At 40.2% G+C, this 16,939-nt stretch carries 9 protein-coding genes; 2 read left to right on the plus strand and 7 right to left on the minus strand.

Going from position 1 to position 16,939, the window contains the following annotated elements; translation table 11 throughout:
* The first annotated feature begins 152 nt into the window (after window positions 1–152).
* Window positions 153–656 carry a hypothetical protein gene (locus ASE74_RS07170; protein WP_055906278.1) on the plus strand — a complete coding sequence of 168 codons (504 nt, stop codon included), beginning with the start codon at window positions 153–155 and terminating at the stop codon, window positions 654–656.
* 2,131 nt (window positions 657–2,787) lie between these two features.
* Here the strand turns inward: ASE74_RS07170 and ASE74_RS07190 are convergent.
* Window positions 2,788–5,046, minus strand: coding sequence for a glycoside hydrolase N-terminal domain-containing protein (locus ASE74_RS07190; RefSeq protein ID WP_055906289.1), 2,259 nt, complete (start codon window positions 5,044–5,046; stop codon window positions 2,788–2,790).
* Between the two features lie 132 nt (window positions 5,047–5,178).
* Entirely contained in the window at window positions 5,179–6,201 is a 1,023-nt protein-coding gene (holA, locus tag ASE74_RS07195; RefSeq protein WP_055906292.1) for a DNA polymerase III subunit delta, read from the minus strand.
* A 217-nt stretch (window positions 6,202–6,418) separates the two neighbouring features.
* Here holA and ASE74_RS07200 point away from each other — a divergent pair, with 217 nt between their 5' ends.
* Window positions 6,419–6,877 (plus strand): type I restriction enzyme HsdR N-terminal domain-containing protein, encoded by a 459-nt coding sequence (locus tag ASE74_RS07200; RefSeq protein WP_055906295.1) that lies wholly within the window; start codon window positions 6,419–6,421, stop codon window positions 6,875–6,877.
* Between the two features lie 475 nt (window positions 6,878–7,352).
* Here the strand turns inward: ASE74_RS07200 and ASE74_RS07205 are convergent, their stop codons facing one another.
* From ASE74_RS07205 to ASE74_RS07225, 5 genes are all read right to left on the minus strand, one after another.
* Entirely contained in the window at window positions 7,353–8,546 is a 1,194-nt protein-coding gene (locus ASE74_RS07205; protein WP_055906298.1) for a Gfo/Idh/MocA family protein, read from the minus strand.
* Between the two features lie 167 nt (window positions 8,547–8,713).
* Window positions 8,714–10,078, minus strand: a complete 1,365-nt coding sequence (locus tag ASE74_RS07210; RefSeq protein ID WP_055906301.1) for a DUF1080 domain-containing protein — start codon at window positions 10,076–10,078, stop codon at window positions 8,714–8,716.
* Window positions 10,079–10,172: 94 nt separating this feature from the next.
* Window positions 10,173–11,528, minus strand: a complete 1,356-nt coding sequence (locus tag ASE74_RS07215; RefSeq protein ID WP_055906304.1) for a Gfo/Idh/MocA family protein — start codon at window positions 11,526–11,528, stop codon at window positions 10,173–10,175.
* A 363-nt stretch (window positions 11,529–11,891) separates the two neighbouring features.
* Window positions 11,892–14,558, minus strand: a complete 2,667-nt coding sequence (locus tag ASE74_RS07220) for a valine--tRNA ligase (RefSeq protein ID WP_055906307.1) — start codon at window positions 14,556–14,558, stop codon at window positions 11,892–11,894.
* A 306-nt stretch (window positions 14,559–14,864) separates the two neighbouring features.
* Window positions 14,865–16,853 (minus strand): heavy metal translocating P-type ATPase, encoded by a 1,989-nt coding sequence (locus ASE74_RS07225; protein WP_055906310.1) that lies wholly within the window; start codon window positions 16,851–16,853, stop codon window positions 14,865–14,867.
* Between the last annotated feature and the right edge of the window lie 86 nt (window positions 16,854–16,939).

A 16,939-nucleotide genomic window follows, 5' to 3' on the forward strand; every position in this document is an offset into this window, starting at 1 on the left:
AACTTTACTGCAACGACCGTCGCTCCATACGCATGTCGGTACGCAAATTTCTTATTGCAAGTTCCTGTAGAATGCGATATATTCGCTACACTAAAAAGAACAGTATGCGCTCATCTAAATTTTTCTTTACTACAGTCTTTGCTTTCACAACAATGGTAGCTTTCAGTCAATCGCCTAAACGAGCCCTTAAGAAACTCGGTGCAGAGCCTGTTTACTTTATGGATAGCATTAATGTTGATAAAAGTGAGTTGATGAAGTGTGATCCGAGCAGTATAGCACTTGTTACGGTTTTAAAAGGCAAAGAGGCAATAGATATAATTGGTGAGGATGGCAAGGACGGAGTTGTATATATAGAAACAATTTCATTCGCCAAATCAAGATATTGGAGATACTTTCGCAGCAAATCAGCCGAATATAGTGCTTTAGTACCTGTCGCTGGTCAAGATACTACTATTCAGTACATACTAAATGGTAAAGTTCTGGATAAGAATTTCGAGGGAAATTTAGCTGTAATCGATGATAAGGTTTTTAAAGAGATCAAAGTATTAAGCAAAGAAGAACTTCAGAAACAATATAGTATCCAGAATAAAGAGGCAGGCGTTTCCATCAAATCTGAGGCACCAAAGGATCTTCATAACGGAAAGAAGAAGTTTTAAATATCAGTTTACATTAGATATTGAGTCACTATTATTCTGTAAATACCCCATATAACAAGGAATACACGTTTTTAGCAATAAATCTTCATCAGGGGGTTTTAGGTTTAGCATCGGGAATAAAGTATGTTAGGCCAGTTAACAAAATGCCAAAGATGCGCCCCCCATTGAAACAATAATTTGTTTTGCAGCAACAAATTTAAAAAGACTCACTTCTGGCACCTCTGCCCGTAGCCTTATAAAAGAGATAGTGATTGGCGCACAAAAAAATAGAGTATTCAGACTCTTTGTAATTATTACTATTAGTTTTATAAAATTTTATAGCAAGCTGGAAAACCTTCATTTAGTGGGCTTGTTTGTGAGAGAATTACCAGTTGAATTGGAAGAATTGCCAAATTTGGAAAATATTTCTTTCGCGGTAGGCGATGTAGTTCTATGCCCCAAATCATAGAAGTTTTAAGGTCATGATAACACCTCACAGGTTTACTGTTGGCCTCGGCTATAATATCAAATGCCAAGTTTAAAAAACTAAAAGAAAATCTGTCAAATGTGGAAGTGTCTATCCATCCATAAAATTCTGAGTTTATTGAACTTTGACCCTAATCATTTGCCCTTTAACCCTAATCATTTGCCCTCCGACCCCAATCGTTTGACCTCCGACCCCAATCGTTTGCCCTCCGACCCCAATCGTTTGCCCTCTGACCCCAATCGTTTGACCTCCGACCCCAATCATTTGCCCTCCGACCCCAATCGTTTGACCTCCGACCCCAATCATTTGCCCTCCGACCCTAATCGTTTGACCTCTGACCCCAATCGTTTCACCTCCGACCCCAATCGTTTGACCTCCGACCCCAATCGTTTGCCCTCCGACCCTAATCGTTTGCCCTCTGACCCCAATCGTTTGCCCTTCGACCCCAATCGTTTGCCCTTCGACCCCAATCGTTTGCCCTTTAACCCTAATCATTTGCCCTCCGACCCCAATCGTTTGCCCTCCGACCCCAATCGTTTGCCCTCCGACCCCAATCATTTGCCCTCCGACCCCAATCGTTTGCCCTCGGACCTAAATCGTTTGCCCTTTAACCCTAATCGTTTGCCCTCCGACCCCAATCGTTTGCCCTCCGACCTAAATTATTTGACCTTTAACCAATGACGGATTTAACGCATTCCCTGCATCATGCTATTTGCACCTCGCTATTTGAATTATGCTATATGCTCCCTGCTATCTGGCATAGGAAATAATGGAAGGAGAAAACGTTAAAGGTTTAGCATTACCTTTCCTTCCATCACTGAATTGAGGCAGCACACACTTTCCGCCCCCTTTGGCGGAACTTGTGCTGACGACCAAAAAGCTTTAACGAATTTATCCGACATCAGTTCCAAGCCTTGGACTTTTGTTACTTTTGGGCCAAGCCAAAAGTAANCTGACGACCAAAAAGCTTTAACGAATTTATCCGACATCAGTTCCAAGCCTTGGACTTTTGTTACTTTTGGGCCAAGCCAAAAGTAAGAGCCCCCTCGGTGGCGGTGAACCGAGGCAAGCCCGAGCGGAGCGAAAAACAGCAACCGCATTACGATTCCCGCATGCGCGGGAATGACGACCGGTTAGAAACTTACAACAAAGATTGCTTCAGCTCGCTCTCCCCAGCTTCGCAATGACGGACTTTATGCGTTCCCTCATAGTTTTAAACAACAGGAAAGGTGCTGAAATAAATTCAGCATGACGATCGCCTTAAGCAGGGTGGCTAACAGTATCTGCACATCGCTATATGCTCCATGCTATAGGGCATAGGAAATGATGGAAGGAGAAAACGTTAAAGCTTTAGCATTACCTTTCCTTCCATCGTTGCATCGAGGCAGCACACACTTTCCGCCCCCTTCGGCGGAACTTGTGCTGGCGACCAAAAAGCTTTAACGAATTTATCCGACATCAGTTCCAAGCCTTTCAGTTATGCCTTATTGTTTGTTGTTTTTATAGGTAGTCATGCTTTCGCTGCGCTCAGGTTTGTTACTTTTGGGCCAAGCCAAAAGTAAGAGCCCCCTCGGTGGCGGCTGATCTGTACCGATTTTATATCGGTAACCGAGGCAAGACTGCGAGAATGGCAAGCCCAAGCGGAGCGAAAACATTATGATTAAACTACTCATAACCATTTTCAAAAACAATCACCTGTTGCTTTTTCAAACTCACTACAGCAACCCCATCATCCCCCATTTTAACTGTACCCGCAGGGAAATCTTTTACTACAAAAGTTTTAAAAGGCAATTTAATCCTTAAAACACCTCCTTGTTCAGCAGAGATTTTGACCCACGTTGGAACACCATTTTCTTTTTTTGCGCTTACAATAAAGGCGCCTTCGGTACGCAGATTATTAAATGAAACATCTTTCCAATTTTGGGGTACTGCCGGAAAAACCTGGATGTATCCATTTCTACTCTGCAACAACAATTCGTGTACACCCTGTGCAAAAGCAAAATTACCTTCCAATGTAAAAGGGCGATAGGTAAAACCCGAATACTGACCGCCTTTCTGATCGCCATTTAAATGAAAGCTGTTCGGCGAACAAAAATTAGCAGCAAAAATCTCCAATTGTTTTACCGCTTTATCGGCCTGGTATGCCCTTGCATATAAAGAAGCCATCCAACTAAAAGAATATCCGCACCATGCCCTTGTTCCAATCTCTTCCAAACGTTTTAATGAGTTATCGATAATGGTTTTATCATCCGGATGGTTTGCATCCAATAAATCGAGGGGGTAAATGGCCATATATTGCGACATGTGCCTATGCGAACTTGTTAAATTTGAACCCGGTGCTATCGTAAAGCCCGTTTTATTTATCTCATAATCGGGCAGCTCATTTAATACAGCCAGCCAGTGTTTATTTTCTTCAGTTTTGCCATTTGCTTTACTTACTTCAGCCGCTGCTTTAAACAAAAATTTGGCCAGGGATAAATCGAAATTGCTCCAGTTTAAAAACCAGGCTTTAATGCTGTTATCATTATATTCAGGACTAGAGCTTAGCGGTAATGTTCGTTTGCCGTTTTTTAAGCGGGTTATATTTTCCAGGTAGGTTGCCGCATCATGGATATAAGGATAAGCCCTTGCTTTGAGGAAACCATCATCCATACTGTATTTCCATTGCCAATAAAAATGCTGCGAAGTCCATGCGCTAACAGTAGGTGAAAGTGAATACTGGATCCATCCCCCCATCGGATCGCCATTTAAAGTAATTACCCCCGGTACGTTTAAACCCTCAACACCAAAATACTGTTTGGTATAACTCAGGTTCTTGTTCCTGATTTTCCACAACCAATCTGTAAAAGTAGCACCTTCGGCCAGGTGGTTTGCAGTATAGGTAGGCCAATAGCTTAGCTGGGTATTTAAATCATTGTGGAAATCACCTTTCCAGGGTGGCAAACTGCCGTTATCAGCTGTCCACACCGCTTGCAGGGTAATGGCTGGTGCACCCTTTCTGGCTACGCAGCCCAGCTTATACATTTCTAAAAAATATTGTTTTTGAATGGTAGTATCCGGAACGGAAATGTTCGATTTTGCCCAAAACGTTTTCCACCATTTGGTATGTGTATTCCAGCCTGTTGGCTGTTTCGCATTAGCTGTAATGCTTGGTAAGCTTGCTACTTTATCGTTGCTGATTGTCCATGAACCGATTAACTTGCCCTTTGCTAACTTTTTCCACTGCACCAAAACTTCGTAATAATGGCCTTGATAAGTAGGTTGATGGTACCGGATACTATTGGCCGTGTTGGTTACTGTACCTTTGGCATAACCCAGTTTTTGCAAGCCTTCACCAGCATGGCTGTTGTCGCCTTTTTCAGTTTGGGTGTTGTTGTAATTGTGAACAATCAGTGCTGGTAATATCGCGGTAGATTTAAGTTTTTCTAAACTGAAATAACCCTGTTGCTGGGCAGCATGAATATAGCAGTTAAAAACAGTTCCGTTTTCGAACTTCACGGTATTTAAGGCCGTTTCAATATCCAGCACATTAGATACCACTTTACCGAATTTTGAAATGTCGAACTCCATTGCCGCAGCAGGTAACTTGGTGGGGTAAGGACTGGTATCATAAGGCTCATCGCCTATTTTTTGAACAGCAGCATAATTATTTTTATGCACCTGTTCTTCTACCCATTTAAAGGTAAGTTTCGACATATCGAGTGCCTTGCGTTCATCCCATAAATCTGCCCGATCTAAAGAAAGGCGGAGTTTATTGTTTTTCTCCCAGATTAAGGCCCCCAACATCCCATTGCCCAAAGGCATGGCTTCATCCCATTTATCGGCAAGTTTAGTAAAAGAAAGATTATAAGGCGTTAATGATTGTGTGTAGCCCGCCAGCGAAAGGCAGAGCAGCAACAGGATGATTGTAATTTTAGTTTTCATTTGGTTTCAGAAAAACGAGTGCTCATAATAGCTATCGAATTCTAAAATAATGATATTAACTTACAATAAAACACTTAAAAATTACGCAAACGTTTGATGGTGAATATTGCGGAGGTTTTTGTTTAAGAAAGATTAGTGAACAATTTTAAAAACAAGTTCTTTCAGGAGTTCCCCATCTTCAACATTGCCCGTACTATCCAAACCTTTACTTTTTAAATCGTACTCGCGCAGCAAACTGATTACCTGGAAAACTTTACCCGTATTATAGTTTCTGGCAGCAACTTCATAATCTTTAATAAAAAAGGGTGGCACCCCCAGGGCAGATGCAGCATCGGCCTTGTTCGGAATATAGTGGTATTTTAAAAGCTTGGTAAAATACCCCCCTAAATTGGCCAGTACCATAACCGTTGGATTGGCTTTCGGATTGCTTGCGAAGTAATTGATTATTTTATTGCATTTCAATACATCGCGGATGGCAAGGGCTTTCTGCAACTCAAAAACATTATACTCTTTACTAATGCCAATATTTTTCTGAACAAGATCGGTAGTAATGGTTACCTCTTTCGGAACATTGAGCATCAACTTTTCAATTTCGTTGGCTATTTTGGAAAGATCTGTTCCTAAATATTCGGCCATTAATGCCGATGCCTGCTGATCAACCTTATAGCCTTTTTCTTTAATAAAATCTTCAATCCAGGGCACGAGTTTATAATCGCGCACCGGATCAGACTGAAAAATCAATCCGCTTTTATTAATGGCTTTGTAGATTTTTTTACGCTTATCGAAATTGGCATATTTATAAGCCAATACCAAAATGGTACTCGGCAAAGGTTTCTCGAAATAGTTGAGTACAAACTCGCCCTCTTTACTCCCCGAATCTTCTTTGCCCCACTTTAAATCCTGTGCCTCTTTAACAATTACCACCTGGTATTCAGCCATCATCGGGTAACGTTTTGCAGCACCCAGCACTGTAGCCATATCGGTATCTTTCCCATATAATACCGTTTGGTTGAAACCTTTTTCGGCATCATTTAACAGTTTATCTTCTATATAATCGGTTACCTGATCGATATAGAAAGATTCTTCACCATGTAAAAGGTACACAGGTTTAAACTTTCGGGCTTTAAGATCTTTAATAATTTCGGCAGCAGTCATTGCCCGTAAAATTACGATTTAGGTTTAAGGATTTGGATAAATGTTTATAATTAAAGATGTGAGATTTTCGACGGGAGATATGAGATTTGAGACAGAAGATTTCCTTGCATATCTTAGAATTAATTTAACTTTGGCACAATAATAATTGATAGATTGTTCCATTTTTAACGGATAACTTCCAACTGTTAACTGAAAACTGACTACTGCCAACTGAAAAATGTTTAACCCTACTCCGCTTAACCTCCCTCCGTATCCATTTAAAATTACCCAAAAGGATGAAGTGGTTTTTATTTTCGATGAGTTGAGAAAGAAACACCTGGTGCTTACCCCTGAGGAGTGGGTGCGACAACATTTTATACAGAACCTGATTTTAGAAAAGAAATTTCCGCGCACCCTGATCCAAATTGAAGGTGGTTTGGTGCTGAACCAATTGCAAAAACGGAGCGATATTTTAGTGTACAATACAGCTGGCGAAAAGCTGATGTTGATTGAATGTAAAGCCCCAAAGGTTAAGATTACGCAATCGGTTTTCGATCAGGCATCACGTTATAACTCTATTCATCAAGCCAAATGGATTGTACTAACCAACGGCTTACAGCATGTTTATGCAAAAATGGACTTGCAGAAAGGCAAGTTTAACTTCGTACAGGAAATGCCTGAATATCTGGGACTATAATAATAACGGTCTCTTTCCCGTGAAGGCGGGAATTTTAAAGCGTTCGCATTACGATTCCCAATCAAGTTGGGAATGACGACCGCATTATAATGCTGGTCGGTGAGACACCGACCAGTAGAACCAAAGTTTAAAGATTTCTCCATTGCGCTACCGATGAAAAATCGGTGAGCTCCAGTCGAAATGACGATTTATTGAAAGGTTTTCGATTACGCTACCATAGACAGCATCCATTAGCACGGTCGTCATTCCCGCGCAGGCGGGAATCTTAAAGCGTTTGCATTACGATTCCCAATCGAGTTAGGAATGACGATATCGCACAACAATGACGACCGCATTATAATAATTTTACCACAGATAAAAAGGATGAACACAGATATTAAAATCCGTGTTTATCTGTGTCCATCTGTGGTTAAAAACCCTCTCACCTACCAACTTGTGTTTCACCAACAGAAACATAACTTGGGGTAGCACTTACCTAAACACTATACTCTTTCTTCCAAAGTTGCTTATTGCCGCTATAAATCGCTTCATTACACATGGCTACACATATGGCGGCCTGGGTGCCGGTATTGATATTCGATGCTGGTTCTTGCTTGGTAATTACCGACTTATAAAATTCATCAAGAGCATAATTGGTACCATCTAAGGTTGCTTTATCCAAAATCGGGATTCCTCCATCTTTATTCACTACAATTTTTGTTGCTCCAGTTACGCCATCAACTATACCTAATTCTTTTTTGGTGCGCTCTTCGGGGTAAAACAAACCGGTGTTGGTAAGCAAAGAAACCGATCCGTTGGTACCTTTTATTTTAAAGAGGTAACCATCATGGGCATTGCCACAAGTGGCACCAAAATTTCCGATCATCCCCTTTTCTTTGTATCGCAGAATGGCCTGTATATTATCATAGGTTTCGCGCCCATCTTTAAAAACATCAATCCCGCCTGATCCCATAATTTCATCAGGCTGTGTTTCGAAAGCCCAGTTGATAAAATCGATTTGATGGGAGAGCAGTTCGGCAGCCAACCCGCCAGAATATTCTTTATACATCCGCCAATTGATTTTACGCTCCAAAGCAGGTTCTGGCACGGCCCTGCGCCAGTTGCCATTACGGTCCCAACGGCAATCTATCTGACTAACCTTACCCAAATAACCACTCTGAATCATATCTTTCACCTTAAAATACAAAGGCGAATAACGGTATTGATAGCCCACCTGAAAAACCTGATTTGGATATTGCTTTACCAGCTTTTTAAGTTCGAGTGCCTGGGCAATATTGTATGTCATGGTTTTTTCTACATACACATGTTTGCCTGCAAGCACTGCATCTTTAGCAATTTTAAAATGCTCGCTTAAAGGCGTGGCAATAAAAACCGCCTCAATGGTTTTATCATCCAAAACTTTATGGTAATCTTTTACTGCTTTCGCATCTGCAGGTACATACTTTTCGGTTTCTTTTAATCTAAAATCGAGTACATCACAATAAGCCTTAATGTTATACTTAGCAGGCATGGATTTAATTACAGACAGCACCCCTTTGCCCCTATCGCCACAACCAATCATGGCCACATTAATAATTTCATCAGCCATTAAACTGGCAAAGCCCTGATTACCCAGAAGCAAACCAGAACCTAACAAAGTAGTATGTTTTACAAAAGATCGACGATGCATGTTTATATTAATATTATTTCTTTATTCGTAAATATATTTAACCATAGATTAATACAGAAAACCAAAATTAGTCACCCTGATCCGATAGCTATCGGATCAGCATAACGATCGCGTTAAGAAATTAGGCTAAAACAAATCAAAACGCATAAATATTAATCGAACTCAGTTTATAAATTCTTGATTTTAATTGTTCTGAAATCTACCTTATTGCCATGATCTTGCAGCAGGATATGTCCTTTTAGTGCTTCGCCAAAGTTTTTCCAATCTTTATATTTACTGATGGCAACCAATTTTTTAAATTCTTCTGATCCGCGTGTATATTCCAACACTTTTACACCATTTAAATAATGCTCTACTTTGTTGTTGGGGTACACTACCAAGCGGCCGTTGTTCCAGCTACCAATTGGGCGCAGGTAACGTGCTTCTTTTTTAGCCGTCATTAAATCGTATAAAGAGGCCAGCGTGCGGTTTCCATCCCTGCCCAATTTGGCATCGGGGTGCAATACATCATCCAGAACCTGGTACTCGAGCCCAATGGCTGAACCTGTATTTTTTTCGCTCAGGGTAACAAAGTATTTAACCCCGCTATTTGCCCCAGGGGTAAGTTTAAACTCGAACGACATATCGAAAGCAGCATATTCATCTTTGGTTACAATATCGCCCCCATTGGTTGATTCGGCTCCGCCTGATGGCTCTACGCTGATTACTCCATCGGCTATTTTCCAGCCCTTTGCAGGGAAGGTACTTTTATAGGCACCAATCCAACCGGCATTGCTTTTACCATCGAACAACAGTTTATATCCTTCTGATTTTTCGTAGGCAGATAATGTATTTGGTGTTAAATTAACTGTATAAATCCCTTTAGGAAAGGTTTTGGCTTTTAAGCCTTCGGTTTGGATATTGATGTTTTTGAAATAAACTTTCTTGCCATCGTTTTCTAAATTGCTACCAATGCCATGTACCTGTAAACCGATAAAACCAGTTTTATCAAGGGTATCAATCACATAAGCTACGGGAGTTCCGTTAACCCAGGTTTTGGTTTCATTACCAATGCACTCAATTTTATAATGGTTAAATTCGTTCTTTTTGTACAAAGGTTTTGCTGATGGATTAAGCTCCAAAGGATATAACCACAATCTTCTGGCTTCATCATAAATTCCGCCTGTCCATGCCCTAGGTGTGGGGTCTATTTCCACCTGCCTGCCAAAAACCAATCCTTTGCCATTATTTCCTTCCGGTTTAATATGGCTACGGGTTTGAATGCCTGAGTTGGTGGTTTCACCTTCTAATTTCACATCCAGTTCCAATACAAAGTCGCCATATTCTTTTTCAGTAATCAAAAATGAATTTGGTGTGCCTTTGGTCATTGCACCCACTATCATTCCATCTTCAACTTTGTATGGGGCGGCACCTGCAACGGCTTTCCATCCGGTTAGGGTTTTGCCATCAAATAATGGTTTTGCTTTTTGCGCTGCTGCTGATAAACTCATCAGGGAGAGGGCAAGGATACTATATTTTTTAATGTTTAACATGATTAGATTTTTCTTTCCGTCATTGCGAGGAAGAATGTCGAAGCAATCTTTCTTGCGGGATCGATTACTTTACCTCCTACCGACGATATATTGATTAATATTTAAATACTTTTCCGTTTGCCATTACTTCTTGTTTGCCTTCATCAAAAACTGCTTTTGCTCCGGTTCTTACTGCGGCATTTGTCATGATATTGGCAATAGAATGCGAATAACCTGCTTCTACCGGTGCATTTGGTGTTTTACGGCTGCGTACACATTCCATCCAGTTGCGCATGTGGCCGGAGGTTAATGCATCGCCCCCCATATTTGCGCCTGTAGCGGCCTTAACTTCGGTTTTACTTAAATCAAATTCAGGTAAAAGGTTGGCTTTTAAACCCATCGCTGCTGCTTCTTGTTGCCTTAACCCACCTTTTGGTGATACTTTATTGGTAATTAAATTTAACTCACCACCGTTCGAATAATATACCTCACCTACATCGCCTACACTGTTTTGCATCCGGGAGGTAAAGGTAACCTGAAAACCATCTGTGGTATCGGGCTGACCGTAATCAAACACGGCAACCATCGAATCCCAATTTCTGCGACCATCTTTCCAGGTGTAAATGCCTCCGTTTGCTACTACACTCCGTGGGTGTTTTAAATTGGTAAACCAATGAACAGTATCAATCTGGTGCGACATCCACTGGCCTGGCATGCCTGATGAATAAGGCCAGAACAACCTGTATTCTAAATATTTCCTTGGATCAAAAGCCTCATTGGGCCTATTGAGCAAAAAGCGTTTCCAATCAATATCTTCTTCTTTAAGTTTCGCTACCAAATCCGGTCTGCGCCACCGGCCGGGTTGGTTTACATTCCAAACTAAATCTACGGCGGTTATCGGTCCGAATTTACCATCCTGAATAAATTTTGCCGCATTGGTATAATTTTCTCCACTCCTTCTTTGCGAGCCAATTTGTACAATTTGTTTGCTTGCTTTAACTGCTTTAAATGCTGCTTTGGCATCGTCCATAGTTTCGGCAAAAGGTTTTTCCACATAAGCATCACAACTGGCTTTTACAGCTTCGATGGTATGTAAAGCATGCTGAAAATCGGCTGTACTGATAATTACCGCATCAAGATCTTTGGTGGCATAAAGCTCGTCATTGTTGCGGCAGGCTTTAATATCGTGACCAAATTTTGCTTTTAAATGGGCAATTCCCAAATCTCTGCGGTAGTTCCACAAATCAGAAAGGCCAACAATATCAAAATTCAGCTCCTTGTTGTGGTTCAGGAAACAAGGTAAAAGCGTGTCTTTAAAACGATCAGAAAATCCAACAACACCTACACGAACCCTATCGTTTGCACCAATAATGCGCCCATAACTTTTGGCACTCATGCCCATTGTACCCGCATAGGTTGCCGCAGCAAATATTGCAGATTGTTTAATGAATTTTCTTCTGGAATTTTCCATTTGAGGATATTAGGTTAGATTATCACTTAAATAGTTAACGGTTTGGTAAACCGTTTTAACAAAATCTAAAATATGGTTAATAAAAACAAACCTTAAGTTTTTGCAAGTAATATTTTTGAAACCTTAAATTAAAATAATGGCTAACTATTGCAGTAACCTTAAATAAATGGCCAAGAAACCCTTTTTAAACGGATAATGCATTTCTATCGCGATAAGGAAAACGTTTGAAATAATTTATTCCTTTTCCTTAAAATAACGAAAAAGCCCTTCAGAAAAATAATCTGAAAGGCTTTATAATAAGACTTGTTATCCTGACCCTAACACTCGGGACGGTATGACGGTTGCATCGGCTGAAATTTACAATTATCCTAAAACCGCCAGGCTTTCTTCAATAATTTTGATTTTCGCTTCAGCATCGGCTTTTTTATTGCGCTCATTGGCAATAATTTCGGGTTTTGCATTTTGTACAAAACGTTCGTTGCTCAGTTTCGAATCAACCGACTTTAAAAAACCCTGTAGATAAATTAAATCAGCATTTAGGCGTTCGCGTTCTGCTTCTACATCTATACTCTCGGTTAAAGGAATAAAAAACTCATCTTTACCCGCCATAAAAGCAGTTGCGCCAACAATTTTATCATTAACAATTTCTGCTTCTGATACATTGGCCAATTTGAAAACAATGTTTAGCCATTTCTCATAATCAAGATCAGAGTTTACCTTAATATTTAAAGGCAATGCTTCTTTTGGAGAAATCTGTTTTTGATTTCTTACATTTCTAATTTCGGCAACAACAGTTTTAATTACCTCAGCATCTTTTAATAATTTCTCATCAAATGCTCCGCCTTTCGGAAATTCGGCTACAATACAGCAATCCATTTCTCCACGTTCGGCAAACAGATCATCATGCCATAATTCTTCCGTAAGGAAGGGCATATTTGGATGCAATAATTTAATTATATTTTCGAAAAATCCTATCGTGGCTTTGTAACTCTCAGCATCTATTGGCTGTTGGTAAGCGGGTTTAACCATTTCTAAATACCAGGCACAGAAATCATCCCAAACGAGTTTGTAAGTGATCATTAATGCTTCTGATAAGCGGTATTGTTTAAAGTTAGCCTCAATTTCTACCAATGCCTCATTAAAGCGGTTTTCGAACCACGATATGGCCTGGGTATTCGGGTTGGCTAAGTTTTCGTCAACTTCCCATCCTTTTACCAAACGGAAAGCATTCCATATTTTACTGGCGAAATTACGTCCTTGTTCACAGTAACTTTCATCAAACATTAAATCGTTACCAGCAGGCGATGACATTAGCATTCCTACACGTACTGCATCAGCACCATATTTCTCGATCAACCCAATAGGATCAGGTGAATTACCCAACGATTTAGACATTTTACGGCCTAATTTATCGCGCACAATACCTGTTAAATATACATTGGTAAAGGGCTTTTTGCCCATAAACTCATGTCCGGCCATAATCATACGTGCCACCCAGAAAAATAATATTTCGGGTGCAGTAACCAGATCGTTGGTTGGATAATAATAATTGATGTCTTTATTTTCAGGGTTTTTAAAACCATCGAAAACAGAAATTGGCCACAACCACGACGAGAACCAGGTATCCATTACATCATCATCCTGCCTTAAAAAAGGCTCTAGCTGATGCTTAAATCCAGCTTTTTCAGTCTCTGAGCAGCTTTCATCCAAGTGTTTTTTCTTCCAGAATTCTTCTAATGCCTCATCTTTAGTTTTGGCAACCACCCAGTTTCCTTTGTCATCATACCAGGCCGGAATTCGCTGTCCCCACCACAACTGGCGACTGATGTTCCAATCCCGAACATTCTCCATCCAATGGCGGTAAGTATTCTCAAATTTATTCGGAATCAGGTTTACCTCACCATTCAGCACATCATCCAAAGCAGGCTGTGCCATTTCTTTCATCTTCACAAACCATTGCATCGAAAGTTTAGGTTCGATAGCGGCATCGGTACGTTCTGAGAAACCAACCTGAGATTTATAATCTTCTACTTTATATAAATGACCAGCTTCTTCGAGCATTTTGGCAATTTTTTTACGGGCAACAAACCTGTCTTCGCCAACTAAAATAACTGCCAGTTCATTTAAAGTTCCATCATCGTTTAAAATATCCGTAACTGGCAAATTGTGTTTAACACCCAGTTCATAATCATTTAAATCGTGTGCTGGCGTTACTTTTAAACAGCCTGTTCCAAATTCAATATCCACATATTCATCCTCAATAACCGGAATTTCGTGGTTAACCAGCGGAACAAAAACTTTTTTACCTTTTAAGTGCGTAAAACGTTCATCGTTCGGGTTGATACAGATTGCGGCATCTGCCATAATTGTTTCAGGACGCGTGGTGGCTATTGTTAAAAACTGATCTTCCGTTCCCGAAATCAGGTATTTAATGTAATAGAGTTTCTGGTTTACTTCCTTGCGGATTACTTCTTCATCAGAAACAGCTGTTTTACCAGCAGGATCCCAGTTAACCATACGGATACCGCGATAAATCCACCCTTTTTTATACAAATGGATAAATGAATCGATAACTGCTTCAGAAAGATCTTCTTCCATGGTGAAACGGGTACGGTCCCAATCGCAACTTGCACCCAGTTTCTTTAACTGATCTAATATAATGCCGCCGTATTTCTCTTTCCACTCCCAGGCATACTTTAAAAATTCTTCGCGGGAAAGGTCTTTTTTATTGATCCCTTTTTCCTTTAACATTGCCACTACTTTTGCTTCGGTAGCAATAGAGGCATGATCGGTACCAGGTACCCAGCAAGCATTTTTACCTTGCATACGGGCCTTACGGATTAACACATCCTGAATGGTATTGTTTAGCATGTGCCCCATGTGCAGTACTCCCGTAACATTGGGCGGCGGAATTACAATGGTGTAAGGCTCGCGCTCATCGGGTTCGGAGTGAAAAAATTTCTTTGATAGCCAATAGCTATACCATTTATCTTCTGTTTCTGCAGGATTGTACTTGGTGGATATGCTCATGAATGATATTAAAAGCTCAAAAATAGCTATTTAAGCTGAAAGACCAAAGGAGCATAAGCCAAATGGCATACTTATGGGTTTAAATTTTCTTTTCTTTTAAAAAGGTGGTTGCACCATGAAATAGGAAAGCATGAGATTTGAGTATAGCTTCAAATTGGTATTAATTACGATTAATTGTTACTGAATGGACAGGTTTTTAGCTTTGTTTATCTTCTTATTTTTGGCATACCTCACTCACAATTAATAAATTAAGTTTTAAGTACATTCTTAATTACCTTAACTTCTTAATGGCAATAGTTTAAGGTATTAAAACTTCATTTTCTGAATCCTAACTGCATTTAAAATGGCCAGAAGTGCAACACCAACATCGGCAAAAACGGCTTCCCACATGGTGGCAATACCGCCTGCACCTAAAATTAACACCAATGCTTTTACTGCAAATGCCAATACAATATTCTGGATTACCACATTCTTAGTTGCCTTACCAATTTTAATCGCTGTTACAATTTTAGAAGGTTGATCCGTCTGAATAACAACATCTGCTGTTTCAATTGCGGCATCGCTGCCCATTGCACCCATCGCAATACCTATATCGCTAATGGCCAAAACCGGGGTATCGTTTATCCCATCGCCAACAAAGGCAACTACTTTGGTTTTATCCTTTTTAATTTCTTCAAGTTTCGCCACCTTATCCTCTGGTAATAAATCACCATAGTAAGCATCAATACCTAAGCCGGTTGCAACTTTTTTAACAATCGATGTTTTATCTCCACTCAGCATTACCACCTGTTTTATTCCAATTTCATGGAGCTGTTTAACGGCTTCGCCAGCATCTTCTTTTATCTCATCGGCAATGAGCACATAACCTGCGTATTTCTGATCAACAGCTACAACCACAATACTTTCTTCAATTGCTGCAATGCGGGTATCAAATTCAATATTAAATTTTTCTAAAAGTTTTACATTACCAGCTAAAACCTCTTTACCATTTACCACTCCCTTTAAGCCCATCCCTGCAATTTCCGCTATATTTTCTGCCGGATGGATTTCCTGATTACCCACATAGGCTACAATCGATTTGGCTATGGGATGCGTTGATTTTGCTTCTACAGCGGTTAATAAGTTCAAAAGTTCCTTTTCATCGATTACACTTTCTACTTTCTGAACATTAAAAACGCCTTTTGTTAAAGTTCCGGTTTTGTCCATCACTACCGTATTCAGTTTGGTAATCAGATCAAGAAAATTAGAACCTTTAAAAAGAATTCCGTTTGAGGATGCAGCACCAATTCCGCCAAAATAACCGAGTGGGATGGAAATAACCAATGCACAAGGACAGGATATCACCAGGAAAACAAGCGAACGGTATAACCAGGTTTGAAAATGATAATCGCTCCCTAAAACCAACATCGGAATGGTAACGAGTGCTAAAGCCAAAAAGAAAACAATTGGCGTATATACTTTAGCAAACTTGCGTATAAAAAGCTCAGTTTTAGCTTTACGTGTAGTGGCATTTTGTACCATTTCGAGTATCCGCGACAGTGCACTATCGGCAAAAGCCTTGCTTACCTGTACTTCTATTACTTTATCTAAATTAAGCATACCAGCTAAAATCGGCTCACCCTTATTAATTGTACGGGGTTTGCTTTCTCCGGTAAGTGCAGCGGTATTAAAACTGCTTTTATCACTCATCAATGCTCCATCCAACGGAATTTTCTCACCGGCTTTAATTTGTATCGTTTCGCCAATGGCTACTTTTTCGGGGTTAACATCCTCATATTTTCCATTGCGTAAAACGTGCGCTACATCGGCACGTACATCAAGCAAAGCTTTAATATTTCTTTTAGCCCTGTTTACCGCTGCCATTTGAAACAGTTCGCCAATGGTATAAAAAAGCATCACGGTTACACCTTCAGGATACTGACCAATGCCAAAGGCCCCTATTGTAGCAATTGACATCAGTGAAAATTCGGTAAAAAAATCTTTGGCTTTAAAAGTCTCCCAAACCTCGCGTAAAACCGGAATACCAACAGGCAGATAAGCTACAATATACCAATAAGGCCTTATGGTTTGAAAGGCAGGAACTTTAAAAATATTATCGAAAGCAATTCCGATCAATAACATAACCAGGGTTACAAGGGCCGGTAAGTAAGTTTTAAACGCCGATGGATCGCCTCCATGATCGTGGTCGTGCTCATCACCTTCTTCGTGATCGTGAACATGTTGGTGGTTATCTTTTGGTGCCGGATGTACTTTGGTGCTGCAACAGCTATCTTCTTTATCGTGGGTATGGCTCATTATATATTGTATACAAATACATTAGTTTTTATTTACCGCTAAACCTTGCGGGTTTCATAACCTGTGGGGTTTTGGATAAGTATTTC

The sequence above is a fragment of the Pedobacter sp. Leaf216 genome (genome assembly GCF_001421515.1).
GTDB lineage: Bacteria > Bacteroidota > Bacteroidia > Sphingobacteriales > Sphingobacteriaceae > Pedobacter.

Coding starts and splice junctions, on each gene's coding strand:
- ASE74_RS07170 (WP_055906278.1), top strand. CDS start 153: ATGGTAGCTTTCAGTCAATCGCCTAAACGAGCCCTTAAGAAACTCGGT.
- ASE74_RS07190 (WP_055906289.1), bottom strand. CDS start 5,046: ATGAAAACTAAAATTACAATCATCCTGTTGCTGCTCTGCCTTTCGCTG.
- holA (WP_055906292.1), bottom strand. CDS start 6,201: ATGACTGCTGCCGAAATTATTAAAGATCTTAAAGCCCGAAAGTTTAAA.
- ASE74_RS07200 (WP_055906295.1), top strand. CDS start 6,419: ATGTTTAACCCTACTCCGCTTAACCTCCCTCCGTATCCATTTAAAATT.
- ASE74_RS07205 (WP_055906298.1), bottom strand. CDS start 8,546: ATGCATCGTCGATCTTTTGTAAAACATACTACTTTGTTAGGTTCTGGT.
- ASE74_RS07210 (WP_055906301.1), bottom strand. CDS start 10,078: ATGTTAAACATTAAAAAATATAGTATCCTTGCCCTCTCCCTGATGAGT.
- ASE74_RS07215 (WP_055906304.1), bottom strand. CDS start 11,528: ATGGAAAATTCCAGAAGAAAATTCATTAAACAATCTGCAATATTTGCT.
- ASE74_RS07220 (WP_055906307.1), bottom strand. CDS start 14,558: ATGAGCATATCCACCAAGTACAATCCTGCAGAAACAGAAGATAAATGG.
- ASE74_RS07225 (WP_055906310.1), bottom strand. CDS start 16,853: ATGAGCCATACCCACGATAAAGAAGATAGCTGTTGCAGCACCAAAGTA.